The organism is Glycomyces algeriensis (assembly GCF_027622855.1).
In the GTDB taxonomy this organism is placed as follows: domain Bacteria; phylum Actinomycetota; class Actinomycetes; order Mycobacteriales; family Micromonosporaceae; genus Glycomyces; species Glycomyces algeriensis.
The window spans coordinates 700,289-716,854 of the sequence record NZ_JAPZVR010000001.1 but is presented as its reverse complement, the minus strand read 5'-3'; the positions used below and the strand labels follow the sequence as shown (position 1 = coordinate 716,854).

18 protein-coding genes are annotated in these 16,566 nt (G+C 72.6%); 9 read left to right on the top strand and 9 right to left on the bottom strand.

Annotated features, from left to right (window positions below; genetic code table 11):
* Positions 1-2: 2 nt before the first annotated feature.
* Both O2L52_RS03025 and O2L52_RS03020 read left to right on the top strand, forming a co-directional pair.
* Positions 3-1,241: a sensor histidine kinase gene (locus tag O2L52_RS03025; RefSeq protein WP_270113827.1), complete on the top strand. Its 1,239-nt coding sequence runs from the start codon at positions 3-5 to the stop codon at positions 1,239-1,241.
* Entirely contained in the window at positions 1,238-1,843 is a 606-nt protein-coding gene (locus tag O2L52_RS03020) for a response regulator transcription factor (RefSeq protein WP_270113826.1), read from the top strand. The genes O2L52_RS03025 and O2L52_RS03020 overlap by 4 nt, the downstream gene beginning before the upstream one ends.
* Here O2L52_RS03020 and O2L52_RS03015 read toward each other — a convergent pair.
* Both O2L52_RS03015 and O2L52_RS03010 read right to left on the bottom strand, forming a co-directional pair.
* Positions 1,840-2,673, bottom strand: coding sequence for an MBL fold metallo-hydrolase (locus O2L52_RS03015; RefSeq protein WP_270113825.1), 834 nt, complete (start codon positions 2,671-2,673; stop codon positions 1,840-1,842). The two genes, O2L52_RS03020 and O2L52_RS03015, sit on opposite strands and share 4 nt — an antisense overlap.
* Positions 2,663-3,652, bottom strand: a complete 990-nt coding sequence (locus O2L52_RS03010) for an MBL fold metallo-hydrolase (protein WP_270113824.1) — start codon at positions 3,650-3,652, stop codon at positions 2,663-2,665. Before O2L52_RS03010 ends, O2L52_RS03015 begins: the two co-directional genes overlap by 11 nt.
* Before the next feature lie 92 nt (positions 3,653-3,744).
* Here O2L52_RS03010 and O2L52_RS03005 point away from each other — a divergent pair, with 92 nt between their 5' ends.
* Positions 3,745-4,044, top strand: coding sequence for a LysR family transcriptional regulator (locus O2L52_RS03005; RefSeq protein ID WP_270113876.1), 300 nt, complete (start codon positions 3,745-3,747; stop codon positions 4,042-4,044).
* Here O2L52_RS03005 and O2L52_RS03000 read toward each other — a convergent pair.
* Complete coding sequence (locus tag O2L52_RS03000) at positions 4,038-4,901, bottom strand: serine hydrolase (RefSeq protein WP_270113823.1); 864 nt, start codon at positions 4,899-4,901, stop codon at positions 4,038-4,040. The genes O2L52_RS03005 and O2L52_RS03000 overlap by 7 nt on opposite strands.
* A gap of 303 nt (positions 4,902-5,204) precedes the next feature.
* On the opposite strand from O2L52_RS03000, the gene O2L52_RS02995 reads away from it, so the two are divergent.
* Positions 5,205-5,522 carry a hypothetical protein gene (locus O2L52_RS02995; RefSeq protein ID WP_270113822.1) on the top strand — a complete coding sequence of 106 codons (318 nt, stop codon included), beginning with the start codon at positions 5,205-5,207 and terminating at the stop codon, positions 5,520-5,522.
* A 55-nt stretch (positions 5,523-5,577) separates the two neighbouring features.
* Here O2L52_RS02995 and O2L52_RS02990 read toward each other — a convergent pair whose 3' ends face one another.
* From O2L52_RS02990 to O2L52_RS02980, 3 genes are all read right to left on the bottom strand, one after another.
* Entirely contained in the window at positions 5,578-8,019 is a 2,442-nt protein-coding gene (locus O2L52_RS02990; RefSeq protein WP_270113821.1) for a S8 family serine peptidase, read from the bottom strand.
* Positions 8,020-8,131: 112 nt separating this feature from the next.
* Entirely contained in the window at positions 8,132-9,361 is a 1,230-nt protein-coding gene (locus O2L52_RS02985; protein WP_270113819.1) for an MFS transporter, read from the bottom strand.
* The gene (locus O2L52_RS02980; RefSeq protein WP_270113818.1) at positions 9,342-9,953 is read right to left on the bottom strand and encodes a mycothiol-dependent nitroreductase Rv2466c family protein; all 612 of its coding nucleotides are present in this window, start codon (positions 9,951-9,953) and stop codon (positions 9,342-9,344) included. The genes O2L52_RS02985 and O2L52_RS02980 overlap by 20 nt, the downstream gene beginning before the upstream one ends.
* 40 nt (positions 9,954-9,993) lie before the next feature.
* On the opposite strand from O2L52_RS02980, the gene O2L52_RS02975 reads away from it, so the two are divergent.
* Positions 9,994-10,476 (top strand): MarR family winged helix-turn-helix transcriptional regulator, encoded by a 483-nt coding sequence (locus tag O2L52_RS02975; protein WP_270113817.1) that lies wholly within the window; start codon positions 9,994-9,996, stop codon positions 10,474-10,476.
* A 73-nt stretch (positions 10,477-10,549) separates the two neighbouring features.
* Here the strand turns inward: O2L52_RS02975 and O2L52_RS02970 are convergent, their stop codons facing one another.
* The 3 genes from O2L52_RS02970 to O2L52_RS02960 all read right to left on the bottom strand — a co-directional run bounded on the left by O2L52_RS02970 (position 10,550) and on the right by O2L52_RS02960 (position 13,168).
* A complete protein-coding gene (locus O2L52_RS02970) occupies positions 10,550-11,398 on the bottom strand; it encodes an NmrA family NAD(P)-binding protein (protein ID WP_270113816.1) in 849 nt (282 codons plus the stop codon).
* 135 nt (positions 11,399-11,533) lie between these two features.
* Positions 11,534-12,121: a TIGR03086 family metal-binding protein gene (locus O2L52_RS02965; RefSeq protein ID WP_270113815.1), complete on the bottom strand. Its 588-nt coding sequence runs from the start codon at positions 12,119-12,121 to the stop codon at positions 11,534-11,536.
* Positions 12,122-12,190: 69 nt separating this feature from the next.
* A complete protein-coding gene (locus tag O2L52_RS02960; protein WP_270113814.1) occupies positions 12,191-13,168 on the bottom strand; it encodes a helix-turn-helix transcriptional regulator in 978 nt (325 codons plus the stop codon).
* 85 nt (positions 13,169-13,253) lie between these two features.
* Between O2L52_RS02960 and O2L52_RS02955 the strand changes: the two genes are divergently transcribed.
* From O2L52_RS02955 to O2L52_RS02940, 4 genes are all read left to right on the top strand, one after another.
* Complete coding sequence (locus O2L52_RS02955) at positions 13,254-13,658, top strand: VOC family protein (RefSeq protein ID WP_270113813.1); 405 nt, start codon at positions 13,254-13,256, stop codon at positions 13,656-13,658.
* Positions 13,659-13,660: 2 nt separating this feature from the next.
* A complete protein-coding gene (locus O2L52_RS02950; protein ID WP_270113812.1) occupies positions 13,661-14,014 on the top strand; it encodes a YdeI/OmpD-associated family protein in 354 nt (117 codons plus the stop codon).
* Between the two features lie 63 nt (positions 14,015-14,077).
* A complete protein-coding gene (locus tag O2L52_RS02945; RefSeq protein ID WP_270113811.1) occupies positions 14,078-15,238 on the top strand; it encodes an aminotransferase class I/II-fold pyridoxal phosphate-dependent enzyme in 1,161 nt (386 codons plus the stop codon).
* Between the two features lie 352 nt (positions 15,239-15,590).
* Positions 15,591-16,526, top strand: a complete 936-nt coding sequence (locus O2L52_RS02940; RefSeq protein WP_270113810.1) for a DMT family transporter — start codon at positions 15,591-15,593, stop codon at positions 16,524-16,526.
* Positions 16,527-16,566 lie beyond the last annotated feature (40 nt).

The following is a 16,566-nucleotide window of genomic DNA, read 5'->3' as shown; positions in this document are numbered from 1 at the left end:
GGGTGCCCCCTGAACCTGAGCCGTCCGCGCGGAATCTGCGCCGACTGCGCACGTACACCTTCGCCACCGTGATCGGCTCCGGCCCCTTGGCGCTGTTGATGTCCGCGTCGTTCCTCGCGAACTCGCCGCTGGCGTACGGCGGGCTGCCGGTCGCGGCCGGGGCGGCGACCGCGTCGGTCGTGCTGTGCACGGCGGCGCTGGCGCTGCACTGGCACGGGCGGGACCTGTGGCGCCGTCGCGTGCTGTGGGCGCTGGCGTCGGTGCTGCTGCTGGTGGGCGCGGCTTGGGAGCTGCGGTCGGGGCAGATCAGTCCGGCTTGGGCGGCCCCCGCCGGTCTGCTCCTGACGGAGGCGAGCCTGTGGGCGCGCCCCGGGAGGCGGGCCCGGGTGATCGGGTTCGGGTCGGTCGGTGCGGCGGCGGTCGTGGGACTGCTGGCGCGGTTCGGCCTGGTCGCCCCCGAGATGGTGGTGATGACGATCGTGCTGGTGCCGACGATCGCGACCGGGGTCGTGTGCCAGGTGTGGCACTACCAGGTGGCGCAGGAACTTGAGCGGGCCCGTGAGCTGGCCGGGGACCTGGCGGTCGCGGAGGAGCGGCTGCGGTTCGCCGGCGAGCTGCACGACATCCAGGGCGGGAACCTGCAGGCGATCACCTTGAAGGCGCAGGTGGCGCGGCGGCTCGTCACGGTCGATCCGGAGCGGGCAGAGGCCGAGATGCGGGCGGTGGAGGAGCTGGCGCGGGCGGCGCTCAAGGACGCGCGGGAGGTCGTGGGCGGGTACCGGAAGGTCGCGCTGGCCGATGAGATCGATTCGGCCGCAAGGATTCTCGAGTCGGCGGGGGTGCAGGCGACGGTACCGGACGCGCCGCCGTCGCTGGACGAGGACACTGAGAAGCTGCTGGGCCTGCTCGTGCGGGAGGCGACGACGAACCTGATCCGGCACGCCGAGCCGACCGCCGCCGATGTGTCCATCGTGGAGATCGACGCGCAGGTCACCGTGACGGTGACGAACAACGGGGCGCCCTCGCCCACCGGGGGCGGGAACGGCCTGACGATGCTCAAGGACCGGTTCACCGAAGCGGGCGGCACTGTCGAGCACGTCCACGACGGCGACCGGTTCACGCTCAAGGGCACGGTGCCGAAGGCGCCGCAGCAGGCTCCGGTGCCGCCGCAGCGCCGGGCGGCTCGGCCCCGGCGCGCGGTGCCGGTGCGGCGGGTCGTGCCGAAGCGGGCCCGGCGATGATCCGCCTCCTGGTCGCCGACGACGAGACGCTGGTGCGCGAAGCGCTGGCCGTGCTGCTCGGACTCGAAGCCGACATCACCGTGATCGCCCAGGCCGACAACGGGGCCGACGCCGTGACCCTCGCCGCGTCGCGCCTGCCCGACATCGCGGTGCTCGACCTCGAGATGCCGCCGCAGGACGGCCTGTGGGCCGCGATGCGCATCCGTGAGTCGAACCCCGACGTCAAGGTCATGCTCGTGACCCGGCACGCGCGCCCCGGCGTGCTGCGCCGCGCCCTGGCCGCCGGCATCTCCGGGTTCGTCCCCAAGACCACCCCGGCCGAGCGGCTCGCGCAGATCATCCGCGACATCAGCCAGGGCCGCCGCTACATCGACCCGGAGATCGCCGCGACGGCCCTCACCGAGGACCGCTCGCCCCTGACCGAACGGGAGCTCGACCTGCTCCGCGCGGCCAGGGGCGGCGGCACGATCGAGGAGATCGCCGCCCAGCTGCACCTCGCCCCCGGCACCGTGCGGAACTACCTGTCGACCGCGATGCGCAAGCTGGACAAGAAGACCCGCCACGCCGCGGCCCAGCACGCCTGGGAGCAGGGCTGGATCTAGCCCTCGATCGTGAACGACTCGAGGTGGTCCAGCAGCACGAACTGCGAGTCCGGGCTGTGCAGGGCCACCTGCTCCCCCAGGGCCGCGCCGCCGAAGAGGTCCACGGCCGGTTCGTTCAAGGGCTCCTCGTAGTCGTCCCAGTGGGTCGGGATCACGTACGGCGGGCTGCCGACCGCCGCGAACAGCCGCTCCTCGTAGTCCGGGTAGTTCCGGTTGGCGCCCTGCATGAACAGCACCGTGGGCCGGATGCCCGCGACCTCCTGCTCGTGGAACGAGGGCACCGCGTTGAAGTACAGCGAGACGCCGCCGAAGTCCACCAGGTAGGCGAGGCTGCCGCCCTCCACGAGGTCCTTGATCTTCTCGGGCTTGCGCGGGGCCTCGCCCGGGCGGGTGCCCGGGAACAGCAGGCTCTTGTGCTTGCCGGTGACGCCGTGCGAGGAGCGGAAGACCTCGACGGCGTACCCCTCGAACTGATACAGCTCGCCGCCGGCCACGAGCGACAGCTGCTCGGCCGGGGCGCCCATGGCGCGCAGCAGGTTCAGGTGCGTCTCGGTGCCGAGCACCGTCGCCCCGGTCCGCTCGGCGACGTACGGGACGTCGGCGATGTGGTCGAAGTGGGCGTGCGTGATGAGGATCGAGTCGGCGGCGCCGATGTGCTCGTCGATCGCGGCCTCGTCGATCGCGATCGGCGTCTCCGGGTCGAACTGCCCCGGTTTCGTCGCGCCCGTGTAGGTGCGCGAGACGTACGGGTCGACGAGGACCGTGGCGCCGTTGCCCGTGACCTCCCACGCGTTGGTGCCCAGCCAGCGGACGGTGACCTCAGAAGTCATGGCTCTCCAGGTGGTCGATGACCAGGAACTCGGAGTCGGGGCTCGCGGCGGCCACGCGCTCGCGCAGCTTCTCCACATTGGCCGGGTCGCCGCCGGGGACGGCCGGCTCGGTCAGCGGCTTGTCGAAGTCGTCCCAGTGCGTCGCGATCACGTACGGCGGGAAGCCCGTGGCCGCGAGCAGCCGCTCCACGTAGTCCGGCGTGTGCTTGCCGCCGGGCTGCACGAACACCGCGGTGGGCCGCAGGTGCGCGATCTCGTGCTCGTGGAAGCTCGCCGAGCCCGCGTTGAAGAACGAGACGCCGCCGAAGTCGACCAGGTAGGTGAGGCTGCCGCCCTCGATGAGGTCCTTGATCTTCTTGGGGCGCTTCGGAACCGCGCCGGGGCGGGTGCCGCCGAACTGGATCTGCTTGTGCTCCCCGGCGGCCGAGTGCGAGGACCGGAACACCTCCACGGTGTAGCCGTCGCCCGTGCCTGCTCCAAACTGGTAGAGCTCGCCGCCGAGGACCTGCGAGAGCTGGGCCTCGGGGGCCTCCATCGCGCGCAGGAGGTTGAGGTGCGTCTCGTTGCCGAGCACCGTCGCACCGGTGCGCGAGGCCAGGTACGGGACGTCGGCGATGTGGTCCCAGTGCCCGTGCGTGACGAGGATGGTGTCCGCTTTCGGCAGGTGCTCGTCGATGACGTCCTCGTGGACCTCGATCTTCGTCTCCGGGTCGGCCCCCTCGGGCGTGTACGCGCCGGTCGGGAAGCGGCTCACCCACGGGTCGATGAGCACCGTCGCCGCCCCGGCCGTGAACTCCCAGGCGTTCGTGCCGAGCCAGCGCAGCCGCACCGCCGGAGCGGCGTCGTCGGACTGCGCGTTTCCTTCTTGTGCGGCGGCGATGCCGCCCGCGGTCGCGGTGGCCGCCAGCGCGGCGGCGCCGGTGCCCATGAGCAGGCCGCGGCGGCGGATCGGCGGTGTGTGGTCCTTGGGTGTGGTCATGGGTGGTATTCAAGCCGCCGCGTCCCGTTCCGTCCAATATCAACGCGCCTATCGGCCGATACGCGCGTTGATATCGTTGCCGCGTGGACATCATGCGGCACTTGGAGTGTTTCCTGGCGGTAGGTGAAGAACGTCACTTCGGGCGGGCCGCCGAGCGCCTGGGTATGGAGCAGCCGCCGCTGAGCCAGCGCATCCGGCGCCTGGAGAAGGAGCTGGGCGCGGAGCTGTTCGACCGCGGCGGCGGGCAGGTCCAGCTGACGCCTGCGGGGCATGTGCTCATGCGGGAGGCGCCGGAGCTGCTGCGGGCGCATCAGCGGATGCGGACGCTGGTGCGGCGAGCGGCCGAGACCGACCCGGCGAACCCGCCGCGGCCGTGGTCGTCGATCTACTGACCCGCGTCGAGTTCTTCGGTCAGGGCCAGGGCGGCGCGGCTCATGGCGAGCTCGACTTCGCGGAAGTTGCCGCGGGTGACCTGCGCGAAGACGGCGATGGCGTGGCGGCGGCCGTCGGGCCACTCCCAGACCGCGACCTCGTTGAGCCGGCCCGGGAGCGAACCGGAGCGGCCGAAGGGCTTCACTTCACTGGGGGCGAGGCGGGAGAGTCGGCCGCCGGTGAGCTGGCGGCCCATCCAGCGGCGCACGTCGGCGGCCACGGGTGCCGGGCCGTTCCAGACGTGGCGCAGGAACGCGGTCATGTCGGCGGCGGTGGAGGCGTTGGTGCGCATCGGGTCCCAGGCGCTGGTGGCGCGCAGTTCGGCGGTGGTGACCGAGCCGGCCTCCAGGACGTGGGCGAGGGCTTCGAGGTCGGCGATGTCGAGGTCGCGGGCGACCGCTTCGAGGATGGTGCGGGGCGCGCCGAGCAGGCGCGTGTCCTTGAGGCCGAGCCGGGCGGGCAGGCTGCGGAGGGCGCCCGCGCCCATGTGCTTGACGACGAGGTCCGCGGCGGAGTTGTCGGAGACCTCCATCATGAGCGAGGCGAGGTCCCACACCGAGATCTGGGAGTCGTAGCGGAACCCGGCGACGCCGGTGCCGCCGAGCCGGTCGGCGGCGGTGACGCGGACCGGGGCGGCCGGGTCGATGCGGCCCGCCTCGACCTGGCTGCGGAACTCCCAGGCTATGAAGAGCTTCACGACGGACACGAGGATCACCGGTTCGGTCTCGCCGAACCCGGTCCCGCGCCCGTCCGCGATGTCGCGGATGTGGGCGGTGGCCTTGGCGCCCAGAGGCGCGAAGAAGCGGTCGAGGTCCATGGGGTCTCCTGGTCGGGCGGCCGCAGGCCGCTGGTGGGGAGGTCGACGATACCGAGTGCGGGGGCGCCGGTCGCCGGCCGGGAGCGCGGCGGTGCCCCGGGTGGCCGAGGTCGACGGTCGACTGGGACCCGCCCGCGCTGGTGCGCCGGGACGGCCGGTCGGCGCGGTCGGCGTGCATGAAGCCGCCGAGCGCCCGCAGGTAGCCCCGGAAGCGGCGACAGGGCGGCGGTCTCGACCGCCGGTACCCGCCCGGTCCGGTGAAGCGGACTCGCTTCGGGCCGGCCGTCACTATGCTTGGCGTTCATGGAGCCGCATCCGCTGGTTCGGGAGGTGTACCCCGAGCTCGTCGCCGAGGTCGCCCGCCTGCTCGAGGTCGAGGGCGAGCGGCACTTGGCGATCGCCGTGCACGACCTCCGCCTGATCGCCGAGTGCGGTTGCAAGGAGGACTTCTGCCAGAGCTTCCGCACCGCCGAGCATCCGCCCGGGACGCCGTACGGGCCGGGGCACCGCAACGTCGTCCTCGCTCCCGAGACCGGGGACCTCGTGCTCGACGTCGTGCACGAGCGGATCGTGTACGTCGAAGTCCTCGATCGGCCGAGCATGACCCGCCGGGACGCCTAGCGGTCGCATCGCTGTGAGGGCGACGGGCTCCCTTTCGGGAGCCCGTCGCCTTTCTTCACCGGGAGGCGGGCATCGGGGCGAGCGCGGCGTCGCCGTCGTCTTCGGCGACCGCGTTCGAGGCGGCGAGCGCGAAGTCCTGGCGGAGGCCGTCGGAAGGGGCCGCGCCCGGGGCGTGCCGGGTGACGGAGACACCGCGGACGCGGACCGTGTAGACGCCGTCCTCGGGCGCGGTGACGGTGATCTGCTGGACGTTGTTCGTGACGCGCGTGGCCGGGCCCGCGTCCCAGTTCAGGACCTCGCCCGATGGGGTCTCGAGCTGGAGGTACAACTCGTTCACGAGGCCGCCCAGGCCTTCGAGGGACGGCGCGTCGGTCCACACCAGTGTCACCTGCAGCGGGAGGTCGGGGTCGGCGGTCTCGATCCGGTAGCGGCGGATCTCGCCCGTCGCGACCGCATCCGCCGGCGCGTCCGCGAAGCGGCTGAGGTGCGCGGACCCGACCGCGCGGGCCACGTCGATGCGGCCGAAGCCGCTCACCGGGTTCGGTCCCGCGGGGACCTCGCCGGGGTACTGGCCCGGCATCGCGACCGCGCCGTTCACCAAGAGCGCCTTCAGGAGCGCCGCCGACGGGCGGCGCCCGTCCTCGAGGTGGCCCTGCGCAGCGAGGTGCTGGCGCACGATCGCCGCCGCGCCCGCGACCAGCGGCGTGGCCATGCTCGTGCCGCCGCTCCAGCAGTAGCGGTCGCGCAGCGGGTGGCCTTCGGGCAGGCGGCCCCACAGCGGCTCGTCGTCACCTGAGTACACCGAGGTGAGCATGGACAGCACGTTCGTGCCGGGCGCGACGACGTCGGGCTTGATCCGCAGGTCGTCGGTGGGGCCGCGCGAGGAGAACGCGGCCATGCCCCCGGCGTCGTCCGAGACGTGCCCGGCCGCGCCGAGCTTCGGGTAGCGGCCCAGCTGGCTCCAGTTGCGGTCGATGCCCGGCGGCGGCTCGGAGCCGCTCGGCCGCTGGTTCTCGCTGGCGCCCACCGTGAGACAGTTCTTGGCGGTGCCGGGCGAGCCCATCGAGTCGGGGTCGATGAGGCCGTCGTTGTCCGCGTCCGAGCCGTCGTTCCCGGCCGCGAAGAGCACCAGCATGTCCGGGTGGGTCCACATGAACTCGTCGACCGCCCGCGCGTTCTGCCCGTACTCCCCCGCCAGCGGCGCGCCCCACGAGTTGGTGTGCACGCGCGCGCCCGCCTCGTAGGCCTCGCCGAACAGCGCGCCGAGGTCGCCGGGGATCCCGTACAGCCCCGATGCGGGCGGCGGCCAGGGAGTCGTGAACGGCTGGAGACCGGCGGCGGCGAGCTCGGCGCGAGATTTCCACCGAATTTTTTGATTGATCGCTTGAAAGAAGAGCGTCGCCTCGGGTGCGATCCCGGCCGGGACCGGTCCGGCCTCGGCTTGGCGGGCGGCCTCGCCGTTGCCGAGGACCGAGCCGGCGACGTGCGTGCCGTGCCCGGAGTCGGTGTCGGCCGGGCCGTCGTCGTGGCCGGGCGGGTCGTTCGTGAAGGGCGCCAGCACTGTTCGCGTCGGCCACGAGGTGATCGCCTTGATCCGGCCCCGCACGTCCGGGTGGATTGTCTCGGGGTCGCCGTTGTCGAGCCCGGAGTCGGCGACGGCCACGATCTGGCCGGTGCCCGCGAGCGCGAGGGCGCCGAAGCGGTGGTCCGGCGGGACGCCCATGATCGCGGCGGCCTTGTCGTTGCTGGTCTGCGAGAACGCGTACGGCATGATCGCCTGCACGCCTTCGAGGTCGGCGAGCTCGGCGATCACCGAGCGCGGGACGCTCGCCACGAGGGACTTCGGAAGGGCCGTGAAGACCGAGCCGCCCGCGTCGCGGATGCGGCGGGCCAGCGGGGCGGTGTCCTCGCCGGGGAAGACGGCGACCTCGATCATCTGCGGGCCGTCGTCGGCGAAGTCGTCGGGATCGACGGCCGCGAGGTAGGCGGCGTCGAGGTGGCGGCGCGGCGAGGGGTGGAGCTTCGGGGAGACCTTCATGGCCGGGCGGTACGGGGTGACCTCCTCGACGAAGTCGAGGCCCCGGACCGCTTCGGCGCGTTCGGGAAGGAACCCGGCGAGCAGCGTGAAGCCGGAGAGGCTGCCGTGGAGGTCGGCGCCGGCCTCGGTGAGCGCGTCGAGCCAGGCGCTGATCGGCGGGCCGACGAGTTTCACGAGGTAGTACGCGGTGCGGCCGGGTTCGGGGGCGATGGCGACGGCGGTCTGGGCGTCGAGCGCGGCGGCGAACTGGAAGCTGGCGCCGGCGGTCTGGACGGGCTGCTCGGGCAGCGGGGTGGTCTCGAGGCCCTGCGCCGCGAGGTCGCGGGCCTGGCGGGGCGTGCCGTGGACGAGGAGCTGGTCGGGGTATTCGGCGAGGACGCGGGCGCCGGTGTCGCGGACACTGCCGAGGACGGTGTCGCGGTCGTCGGTGCGCCGCAGGGTCACGAGGAGTCTGGACATGGCGGCCTTCTTCGGAGGGGAGGATCGGCCGTCCTGTCAGGGCAGTGGCGTTCGGAAACGGGCGGCCATCATCCAGGCTACGCCTCGATCACGGTGGGTAGGGTCCCCCAGTTCAGGCGGTCGCGGGCACCGGTGCCGTCAGCGGTCGCGGTGCGGCGGGGCTCCGGTCGGTGCCCAGGAGGATGAGGCCTCCAGTGAGGACGGCGGCGGCGAGCGCGACCCACAGCTGCCAGGTCCCGGCGTCGAGGAGGAAGCCCAGGAGCATGGGGGCGAGGGTGCGGCACAGCGACCAGGACAGCTGGTAGACCGAGAGGTACCGGCCGCGGAGGTGGTCAGGGGCGGCGTGCACGGCGAGGCTTTCGGCGGGCGCGGAGTGGATGAGCTCCCCCGCCGTGTAGACGACGGCGACGGCCAGGACCGCGATGATCGCCGCGGTGCCGTCGAGCGTGGGCAGGAACGCGAAGGCCCCGAAGGAGAGTGCGAACACCGCGGTGCCGAGCGCGGCGCCGCGGCCGCGGCGGGTGCGGGCCATCAGGCGGGCGACCGGGACGCCGAGTCCGGCGACGAGCGCGGTGTTGACGGCGAAGACGACGCCCGCCGTGGCGTCGGGGAGGCCGGCGTCGCGGGTGAGGAACACCGGCATCGCGATGGCCTGGGCGGTGTAACCGAAGCCGATCAGGAAGTTCGCGGTGGCCAGTCGCCGGTAGCGACGGTCGGCGAGGACGATGCGGTAGCCGCCGCGGGGACGCGCGATGGGCCGCGGGGTGCGGTTGGGCTGCACGGGGATGCGGGCGACGATCATGGCGGCCGCGGCGAACGATCCGGCGAGGGCCAGCGCGGCCGCGAGGTAGCCGCCGTCGCCGAGGGCGAGCATCGCGGCGGCGGCGAGGGCCCCGAATCCCATGCCGCCGTTGCGCAGGCTCCGGTTCCAGGCGAGGAGGCGGTCGCGTTCGGCGCCTTCGGCCATGTCGCCGATGAGGGACTGCTGGCTCGGCGCGGAGGCCCACATGGCGACCGCGACGGCGAAGGCGACGGCGAGGAAGGCCGGGTAGGCGGTGGCGAGCGGGTAGAGCGCGAAGCTCGCGGCGCGGAGGGCGAGCGCGGCGGTGTAGACGTGCTTGCCGCCGTGTCGGTCGATGAGGACGCCGGCGAGGGGCATGGCGGCGAGGGCGCCGAGTCCGGCGAGGGTGAGGCCGGTGCCGATCGCGGTGAGGGACTGGCCGGTGAGGTCGTGGACGAAGAGCATGGTGAGGGGCACGTAGACGCCGTTGCCGACGGCGTCGACGAGGCTGGCGGCGATGAATCTGCGGCGCGCGGCGGGGTCAGGCGAGGTCGAGCGCATTGCGGGTCCGTTTGAGTTCGGCGAAGGCGTCGAGGCGGGCGAAGGTGCGGACGGCGTCGAAGAGCGCGGTGGCGTCGTCGCCTTCGGGGGCGGAGGAGAGGACGGGTCCGAAGTGGCCGGTGCCGTCGATGACGGTGAGGGGTGTGCCGGACTCCTCGCCCACGGCGTCCTGCCCGGTCTGGTGGCTGCGGCGCAGGTCCGCGTCGAACGCGTCGGTGCGGGCCGCGTCCGCGAGGTCGGCGGGGAGTCCGGTCTCGGCGAGGGCGGCGGCGGTGACGCGGTCGTAGTCCTTGTCGCGGCCGAGGTGGATGCGGGTGCCGAGGGCGGTGTAGAGGTCGCGGAGGACGTCGCCGCCGTGGCGCCGCTCGGCGGCGGCGCAGACGCGGGCGGGACCCCAGGCGCGGTCGTTGAACTCGCGGTACCAGGGTTCGATGTCGCGGTGCTCGTTGAGGATCGAGAGGCTCATGATCCGGAAGCGGAGCCTGATGGGGCGCCGCCGCTCGACTTCGAGGAGCCAGCGCGAGGTGATCCAAGCGTAGGGGCAGGCGGGGTCGAAGTAGCAGTCGACGACCGGCACTATTTCATCTTCCATGGAAGACATCTTATCTTCCTTGGAAGGTATAGTGCAAGGCATGGAGAGCGATGCCGTGGCGCACATGATCGACCAGTGGAAACGCGAGCGTCCGGACCTGGACGCCTCGCCGATGCTCGTGGTGGGCCGGATGTTCCGGCTCGTCGGCCAGTGGGACCGGCGGCTGCGCGGACCGTTCGCGGACGCGGGGCTCGGCAACGGCGACTTCGACGTCCTCGCGGCCCTGCGCCGGGCCGGGGCGCCCTATGCGCTCTCGGCCGGCGAGCTGAGCAGGGAAGTCCTCGTCACGACCGGGGCGATCACCAAGCGGGTCGACCGGCTCGAAGCGTCCGGACTCGTCACGCGGTCGGTCGCCGAGGAGGACTCGCGCGGGCGCACGATCGCCCTCACCAAAGCGGGCGTGCGGCTCACGGACGCCTTGATGGAGGCGCACCTCGCGAACCAGCGCGAGCTCCTCGCGGGATTGAGCAGTGCGCAGCGGGCCGCGCTGGCGGGCCTGCTGGCGAAACTGGCGGAGGACTGAAAGGCCGGGCCCGACTGGGCCCGGCCTGAAGGCGGTACGGCTGTTCGGATCCGGGCCCGAATGGGCCCGGCGGCTACTTCGTCCAGGCGCCTTCCGCGGCGGCGCGCTTCGCCCAGTCGGCGAACGCGGTCGGCTTGCGGCCGAGGACCTGCTCCACACCGTCGGCGACATCGCCGATCCTGCCCTCGCGCATGACCCGGTACATCACGTCGAGGAAGAACACGAGGTCCTCGGGGAGGTTCTCGGCGCGCAGCGCGGCGGCGTAGTCCTCGGGACTCACGGCCTGGAACGCGATGGGCCGGCCGGCGGCCTGCGCGATCGCGTCGACCGCCGCGGGGAAGGCCAGCGACTCGGGGCCGCTCAGCTCGTAGGTCCTGCCGTGGTGGCCGTCCTCGGTGAGGACGGTCGCAGCGACCTCGGCGATGTCGTCCACGTCGATGAACGGCTCCACAGTGTCCTCGACCGGGAGGAACAGCTCGCCCTCGAGGATCGCGCCGAGCATGTCGCCTTCGCTGAAGTTCTGGTTGAAGTTGTTGGCCTGCAGGACGGTCCATTCGATGCCGGAGGCCTTGACCGCTTCCTGGGAGGCGTACATGCCGACCGCTTCGGGCCCGACGCCGGCCGCTTCGGCGACCACGTGGATGCGCCGGCCCGACTGGGAGACGAGGCGGCGCACGCCGGCCCGCTCGGCGGCGGCGACGACCGCCGCGGCCGGGAACGGCTCGTCCGGCGGGATCAGGTAGGCGGCGCTGACGCCTTCGAGGGCCGCGGCCCAGGTCGAGTCGTCGTGCCAGTCGAAGCGGATCTCGGTGCTGCGCGAGACCGCGCGGACGGTGTGCCCGGCCTCGCGGAGGCGGGCGGTGAGGCGGCGGCCGACTTTGCCCGTGGCGCCGGTGACCAGGATGATGTTCTCGTTGCTCATGTCCCCCAGTCAAGTCGATCGGGGGCGCTGCGCCCATCGCTGAGACGCCACGATGCATGCGCGTTCGTCTACGACCTCGCGATGCGACAAACGGGCGGCGGACCGGAGTGGTCCGCCGCCCGCGATCGCTCAGTCTCAGGCGGTCCACTCCGGGTCGCGGCCGAGGTAGCGCAGGAGGGCCGCGACCGCGTCGTCGCCGTCCTGCGGCTCGAGCGCGGGGGCGTAAGCGCCCCAGGCGCGCAGCGGTTCGACGATCTGCTTGGCGGCGATGAGGATCGCGGTCGCGGCCTCCTCGCTGAGCGGCTGGTCCTGGCCGGTCGCCTTCGCGATGTCCCAGGCGTGGACGGCCGCGTCGAGGGCGCAGGCGCCCACGCCGGTGACCGCGTCGAGCGAGTTCGGCGGCACCGGGACCGGTACCGCTTCGGCGTCCGCCGCGACGCCCGCCCAGGCCTCCGCGGCGGCACCGGTGGCGGCCGCGGTGTAGGAGATCGGGTCGGCGATTGCGGTTCCCGAAGGGGCGAACGGGTTCTCGTCCGGGCCGTCGCCGCCGGTGAGCGCGGCGGCGAAGCCGATCTGGTCCCCTGCGGCGTGCTGGAGCACCTGGGTGACCGTCCACTGGTCGCAGGGCGTGGGCAGCTGCCACTGGTCGTCGCCGACGCCCTTGACGGCGTTGAGGAGTGCGTCGTGGGCTTCGGCGAGGAGGGGCCAGGCGGTCGTGGTCATGTCGTGCTCCTTGAGGTGTGTGCGGTCGCTGTCGCTTCCAATGATCCAAGCATAGCGGAACGGAATGCTTTATTCCATTACTTCCGGAGGTTTTCCTGAAACGGTCGCCGCCGTATAGCGGGCGGCGAGCGCGTCGAGATGGTCGCGCAGCGACTGCGGGGCCTCGACTATAAACGGGAGGTTCAAGGCGGTGACGTAGTTCGTGAGGTCCCGCAGGGAGTCGCTGCCCGTCCGCCACAGGCACTCGGCGTCGCCCGCGGGCTCGAGGAGGCCGCTGCCCGGCGGGAGCATCCCCGCGACCCGTTCCACCGGCGCCTGCACCCGGATCACCGCCTGGTGGCGCCACGCCGAGTGCCCCAGGCCGCGCAGGACGTGGGCGACCGCCTCCTCCGGGGGCTCCTTCGGCGTGAACCCGGGGCCGTTCGGGGTCCGCAGCCCGATCCGGTCGGCGCGGTACGTGCGCCAGTCCTCGCGGTCGACGTCCCACGCCAGGAGGTACCAGCGCCGCTCGGTGTAGACGAGCCGGTGCGGCTCGGTCCGGCGGCGCGAGGCCGCACCCGCCCGGTCGCGGTAGTCGAAGCGCAGCTGCTCGCGCCGGTACACGGCCTCGGCGATCCCCGTCAGGACCCCGGCGTCGACCGTGGGGCCGGCGCCGGCGGCCGAAACGGTGGCGGCCCTGAGCATGTCGATGCGGTGGCGCAGCCGCGACGGCATCGTCTGCTCCAGCTTCGCCAGCGCCCGCAGCGAGGTCTCCTCGATCCCGGCCACCGAGCCCGAGGCCGCCGCGCGCAGGCCGACCGCGACCGCCACGGCCTCCTCGTCGTCGAGCAGGAGCGGCGGCATGGCGTTGCCGGCCTCCAGTCGGTAGCCGCCGGCGCTGCCGGTCGTGGAGTGGACGCGGTAGCCGAGCTGGCGGAGCCGGTCGATGTCGCTGCGCACGGTCCGGGTCGTCACGTCGAGGCGCTCGGCGAGGGCCGCGCCCGTCCAGTCGCGCTGGGCCTGCAGGAGCGCGAGGACGCGGAGCAGGCGCGCGGAGGTCTCCAACATTTTTCGATTCTCGCACGCATTGCGGAAGCGAATCTTCCGCAATGGGCCATAGCTTGGTCCTTAACAACGACAAGGGAGCAAGCACATGCTGCGAGGATTCAGCACCATCAGCTTTTTCGCCGACGACTTCGAGGCCGCGAAGGCCTGGTACACCGAGCTGCTCGGCGCCGGACCGTACTTCGAGGTGCCCGGCTACATGGAGTTCCGGGTGGGCGAATACCAGCACGAGATCGGGATCGCGCAGGGCGAGTGGGCGCCGCACGACATGAGCGCCGCGCCCGGCGGCGCCATCGCGTACTGGCAGGTCGACGACCTCGACGCGGCGATCGCGCGGCTGACGGCCCTGGGCGCCAAGGAGTACGAGCCGAAGATCGTGCGCGGTGAAGGGTTCGAGACGGCCTCGTTCGTCGACCCGTTCGGGAACCTGCTCGCCGTCATGTACAACCAGCACTACCTCGACATCCTCGCCTCGTTCGGCAAGGGGGCCTAGCGGTGGAACCGCTCGATCTCGTCGACCGCGCCGAGTGGGAGGCCTGGCTGGAGGCCCACCAGGGCGAGCGCGAAGTGTGGCTGCGCATCGGCAAGGAGCGCTCGCCCGAAGGGCGGCTCCGGATCGGCCCGGCCCTCGAAGCGGCACTGTGCTTCGGGTGGATCGACGGCCACCGCAAGCGCCTCGACGAGGACTCGTTCCTGCAGCGCTACTCGCCGCGCACCAAGCGCAGCCCGTGGTCGAAGCGGAACCGGGGCATCGCCGAAAGGCTCATCGCGGAAGGCCGCATGCGCCCGGCGGGGCTCGCCGAGATCGAGCGGGCGAAGGCCGAGGGGCGCTGGCCCGCCGACGATTGAGGTCGCGGGCTGGGATGATGGCCGGGTTCGAACAGCGCCTGTGCAACACCAGTAGGAGGCACCATGAGCGGACCCGGCCGGCGGCCCCAGACCACGATCTTCACCACCATGTCGGCGCTCGCGCTGCGCCACGGCGCGGTGAACCTCGGCCAGGGCTTCCCTGACGAGTCCGGGCCCGCATATGTCATCGAAGCCGCCGCGGCCGCCATGCGCGACGGGCACAACCAGTATCCGCCGGTCGCCGGCATTCCTGAACTGCGCCAGGCGATCGCGGCGCACCAGCGGCACTGGTACGGACTCGCGCCGGACCCGGACGAGGGCGTCACGGTCACCGCCGGGGCCACCGAGGCGCTCACCGCGGCGATCCTCGCCTTCGTCGGCCCCGGCGACGAGGTGATCGCGCTCGAACCGAGCTACGACTCCTACAAGGCCGCCGTCGCCATGGCGGGCGGGACGCTGGTGCCGGTGCGGCTCGAGGCCCCTGCGGGCGGCGCGGGGCACTGGCGGCTCGACAAGGACCGGCTCGCCGCCGCCGTCACCGAGCGCACCAAGGTGCTGCTGGTCAACTCGCCGCACAACCCCACGGGCACCGTGCTGGACCGCGGCGAGCTGGCCGCGATCGCGGCCGTCGCCATTGCACATGACCTCATCGCCGTCACCGACGAGGTGTACGAGCACCTGGTCTTCGACGGCCGCGAGCACGTGCCGCTCGCGACCCTCCCGGGCATGTGGGACCGCACGGTCACCGTCGGGTCGGCCGGGAAGACGTTCTCGGTCACCGGCTGGAAGATCGGCTGGGCGACCGGCCCCGCCGAGCTGGTCGCCCGGGTCAAGGACGTCAAGCAGTGGCTGTCGTTCGCGTCCGGGACCCCGTTCCAGTACGGCATCGCGGCCGCGCTCGCCTCCGGCGACGGGTTCTACCGGGACTACGCGGCGGGCTACCAGGAGCGGCGCGACCTCATGGTGGCCGGGCTCAAGGGCATCGGGTTCGACGTGCACGAACCGGAGGGCACCTACTTCGTGACCGCGAGCGCCGCCCCCTTCGGGTACGCGGACGGCCTGGCGTTCTGCCTGGAACTGCCCGAGCGGTGCGGGGTCGTCGCCATCCCGAATCAGGTGTTCTACCTCGACCAGGCGCCGCGCCCGGAGGTGCGGTTCGCGTTCTGCAAGCGCCTCGACGTCATCGAGGAGGGCCTCCGGCGGCTGGGCGCGGGCCTGGCCTAGGGCCTGTCCTGTGAATCAGGGAGCGGCGGTATCCGAGTCCATTCGTTCGCTCGCAGTGCCAATTGACGGCTCGCAAGCTTCGCCGAGACCGCGGAGGGGCCTTTGCATACCGGTGTTGTATGCGAAGGCCCCGACAACGCAGCGAGCGGGCGAATGGGCCGGATAACGACCGGTCTGATTCACAGGACAGGCCCTAAACGGTAAGGTGGCCTCGTGCCACTAGGTTTCCTCCCCCCGCCCGCCGCCTGAGGCGGGCACCTGATCAATTGCCGCGCAAGGAGTTCTGAGCCAAGCGCGAATCCGGCATGCCCGCAGACGAGCCCGTATCCGCTCGCTCCCTGCTGGAGAACGCATGTCAACGACCCTCGCCACCGCACGCCCTGCCGAAGCCGCCAGGCGCGGCCTCGGCTACCTCACCGTCACCGGCCTCGCCTGGGGCACCACTGGCGCCGCCGCCGAACTCGTCTACCGCGCAAGCGATCTCGGCCCCGCGGCCGTCTCGTTCTGGCGCCACCTCGGCGGCCTCGTCCTGCTCCTCGCCTTCACCGCGCTGCGCCCCAAGCGGATCCGCGTCGAACCGGCCGCACCGCTGCGGCGCCGCCTGCCGCTCCTGGCCGGCGTCGGGACCGGCATGGCGGTCTTCCAGACCGCCTACTTCGCCGCCGTGGACGCCACCGGCGTCGCCGCGGCCACCCTGCTCACCCTCGGCACCGGGCCGGTCCTGACCGCATTCGGCAGCCGCCTGCTCCTCGGTGAGCGCCTCGGCCGCGGCGGCGCGCTCGCCGTCGCCGGAGCGGTCACCGGGCTCGGCGTCCTCGTCCTGGGCAACGGCGCCGAGGTCGTCGACCCGGGAGGCGTCGCCCTCGCGCTGCTCTCGGCCGCCGGATACGCGGCCGTGACGCTGCTGGGCCGCGCCACCGGCCGCCGCAGCGACGGCGAGGACCCGTTCACGCTCACCATGTGGTCCTTCGGCATCGGCGCGGCGCTCCTGCTCGTCCCCGCCTGGTTCGAGGGCCTCGCGCCCGCGACCGGCGACCCGGTGCGGGCGTTCGCGATCGTCGGGTACCTCGCGGCGTTCACCACCGCGCTGGCCTACCCGCTGTACTTCGCGGGCGCGGCCCGGGTCAGGGCCACGACGGCCTCGGTGATGATGCTCATCGAGCCGGTCACGGCGGCGTTCCTGGCCGTCGCGGTGCTCCGCGAACCGCTCACCGCGGCTACGACGGCGGGTGCGGTGGTCCTGCTGGGCTCGATCACGGCGCTGGCCTTGGCCGAATCCCGGCGCTGACGGGTCGAGAACGCGGACGAGGGCCGGTCGAAACGACCGA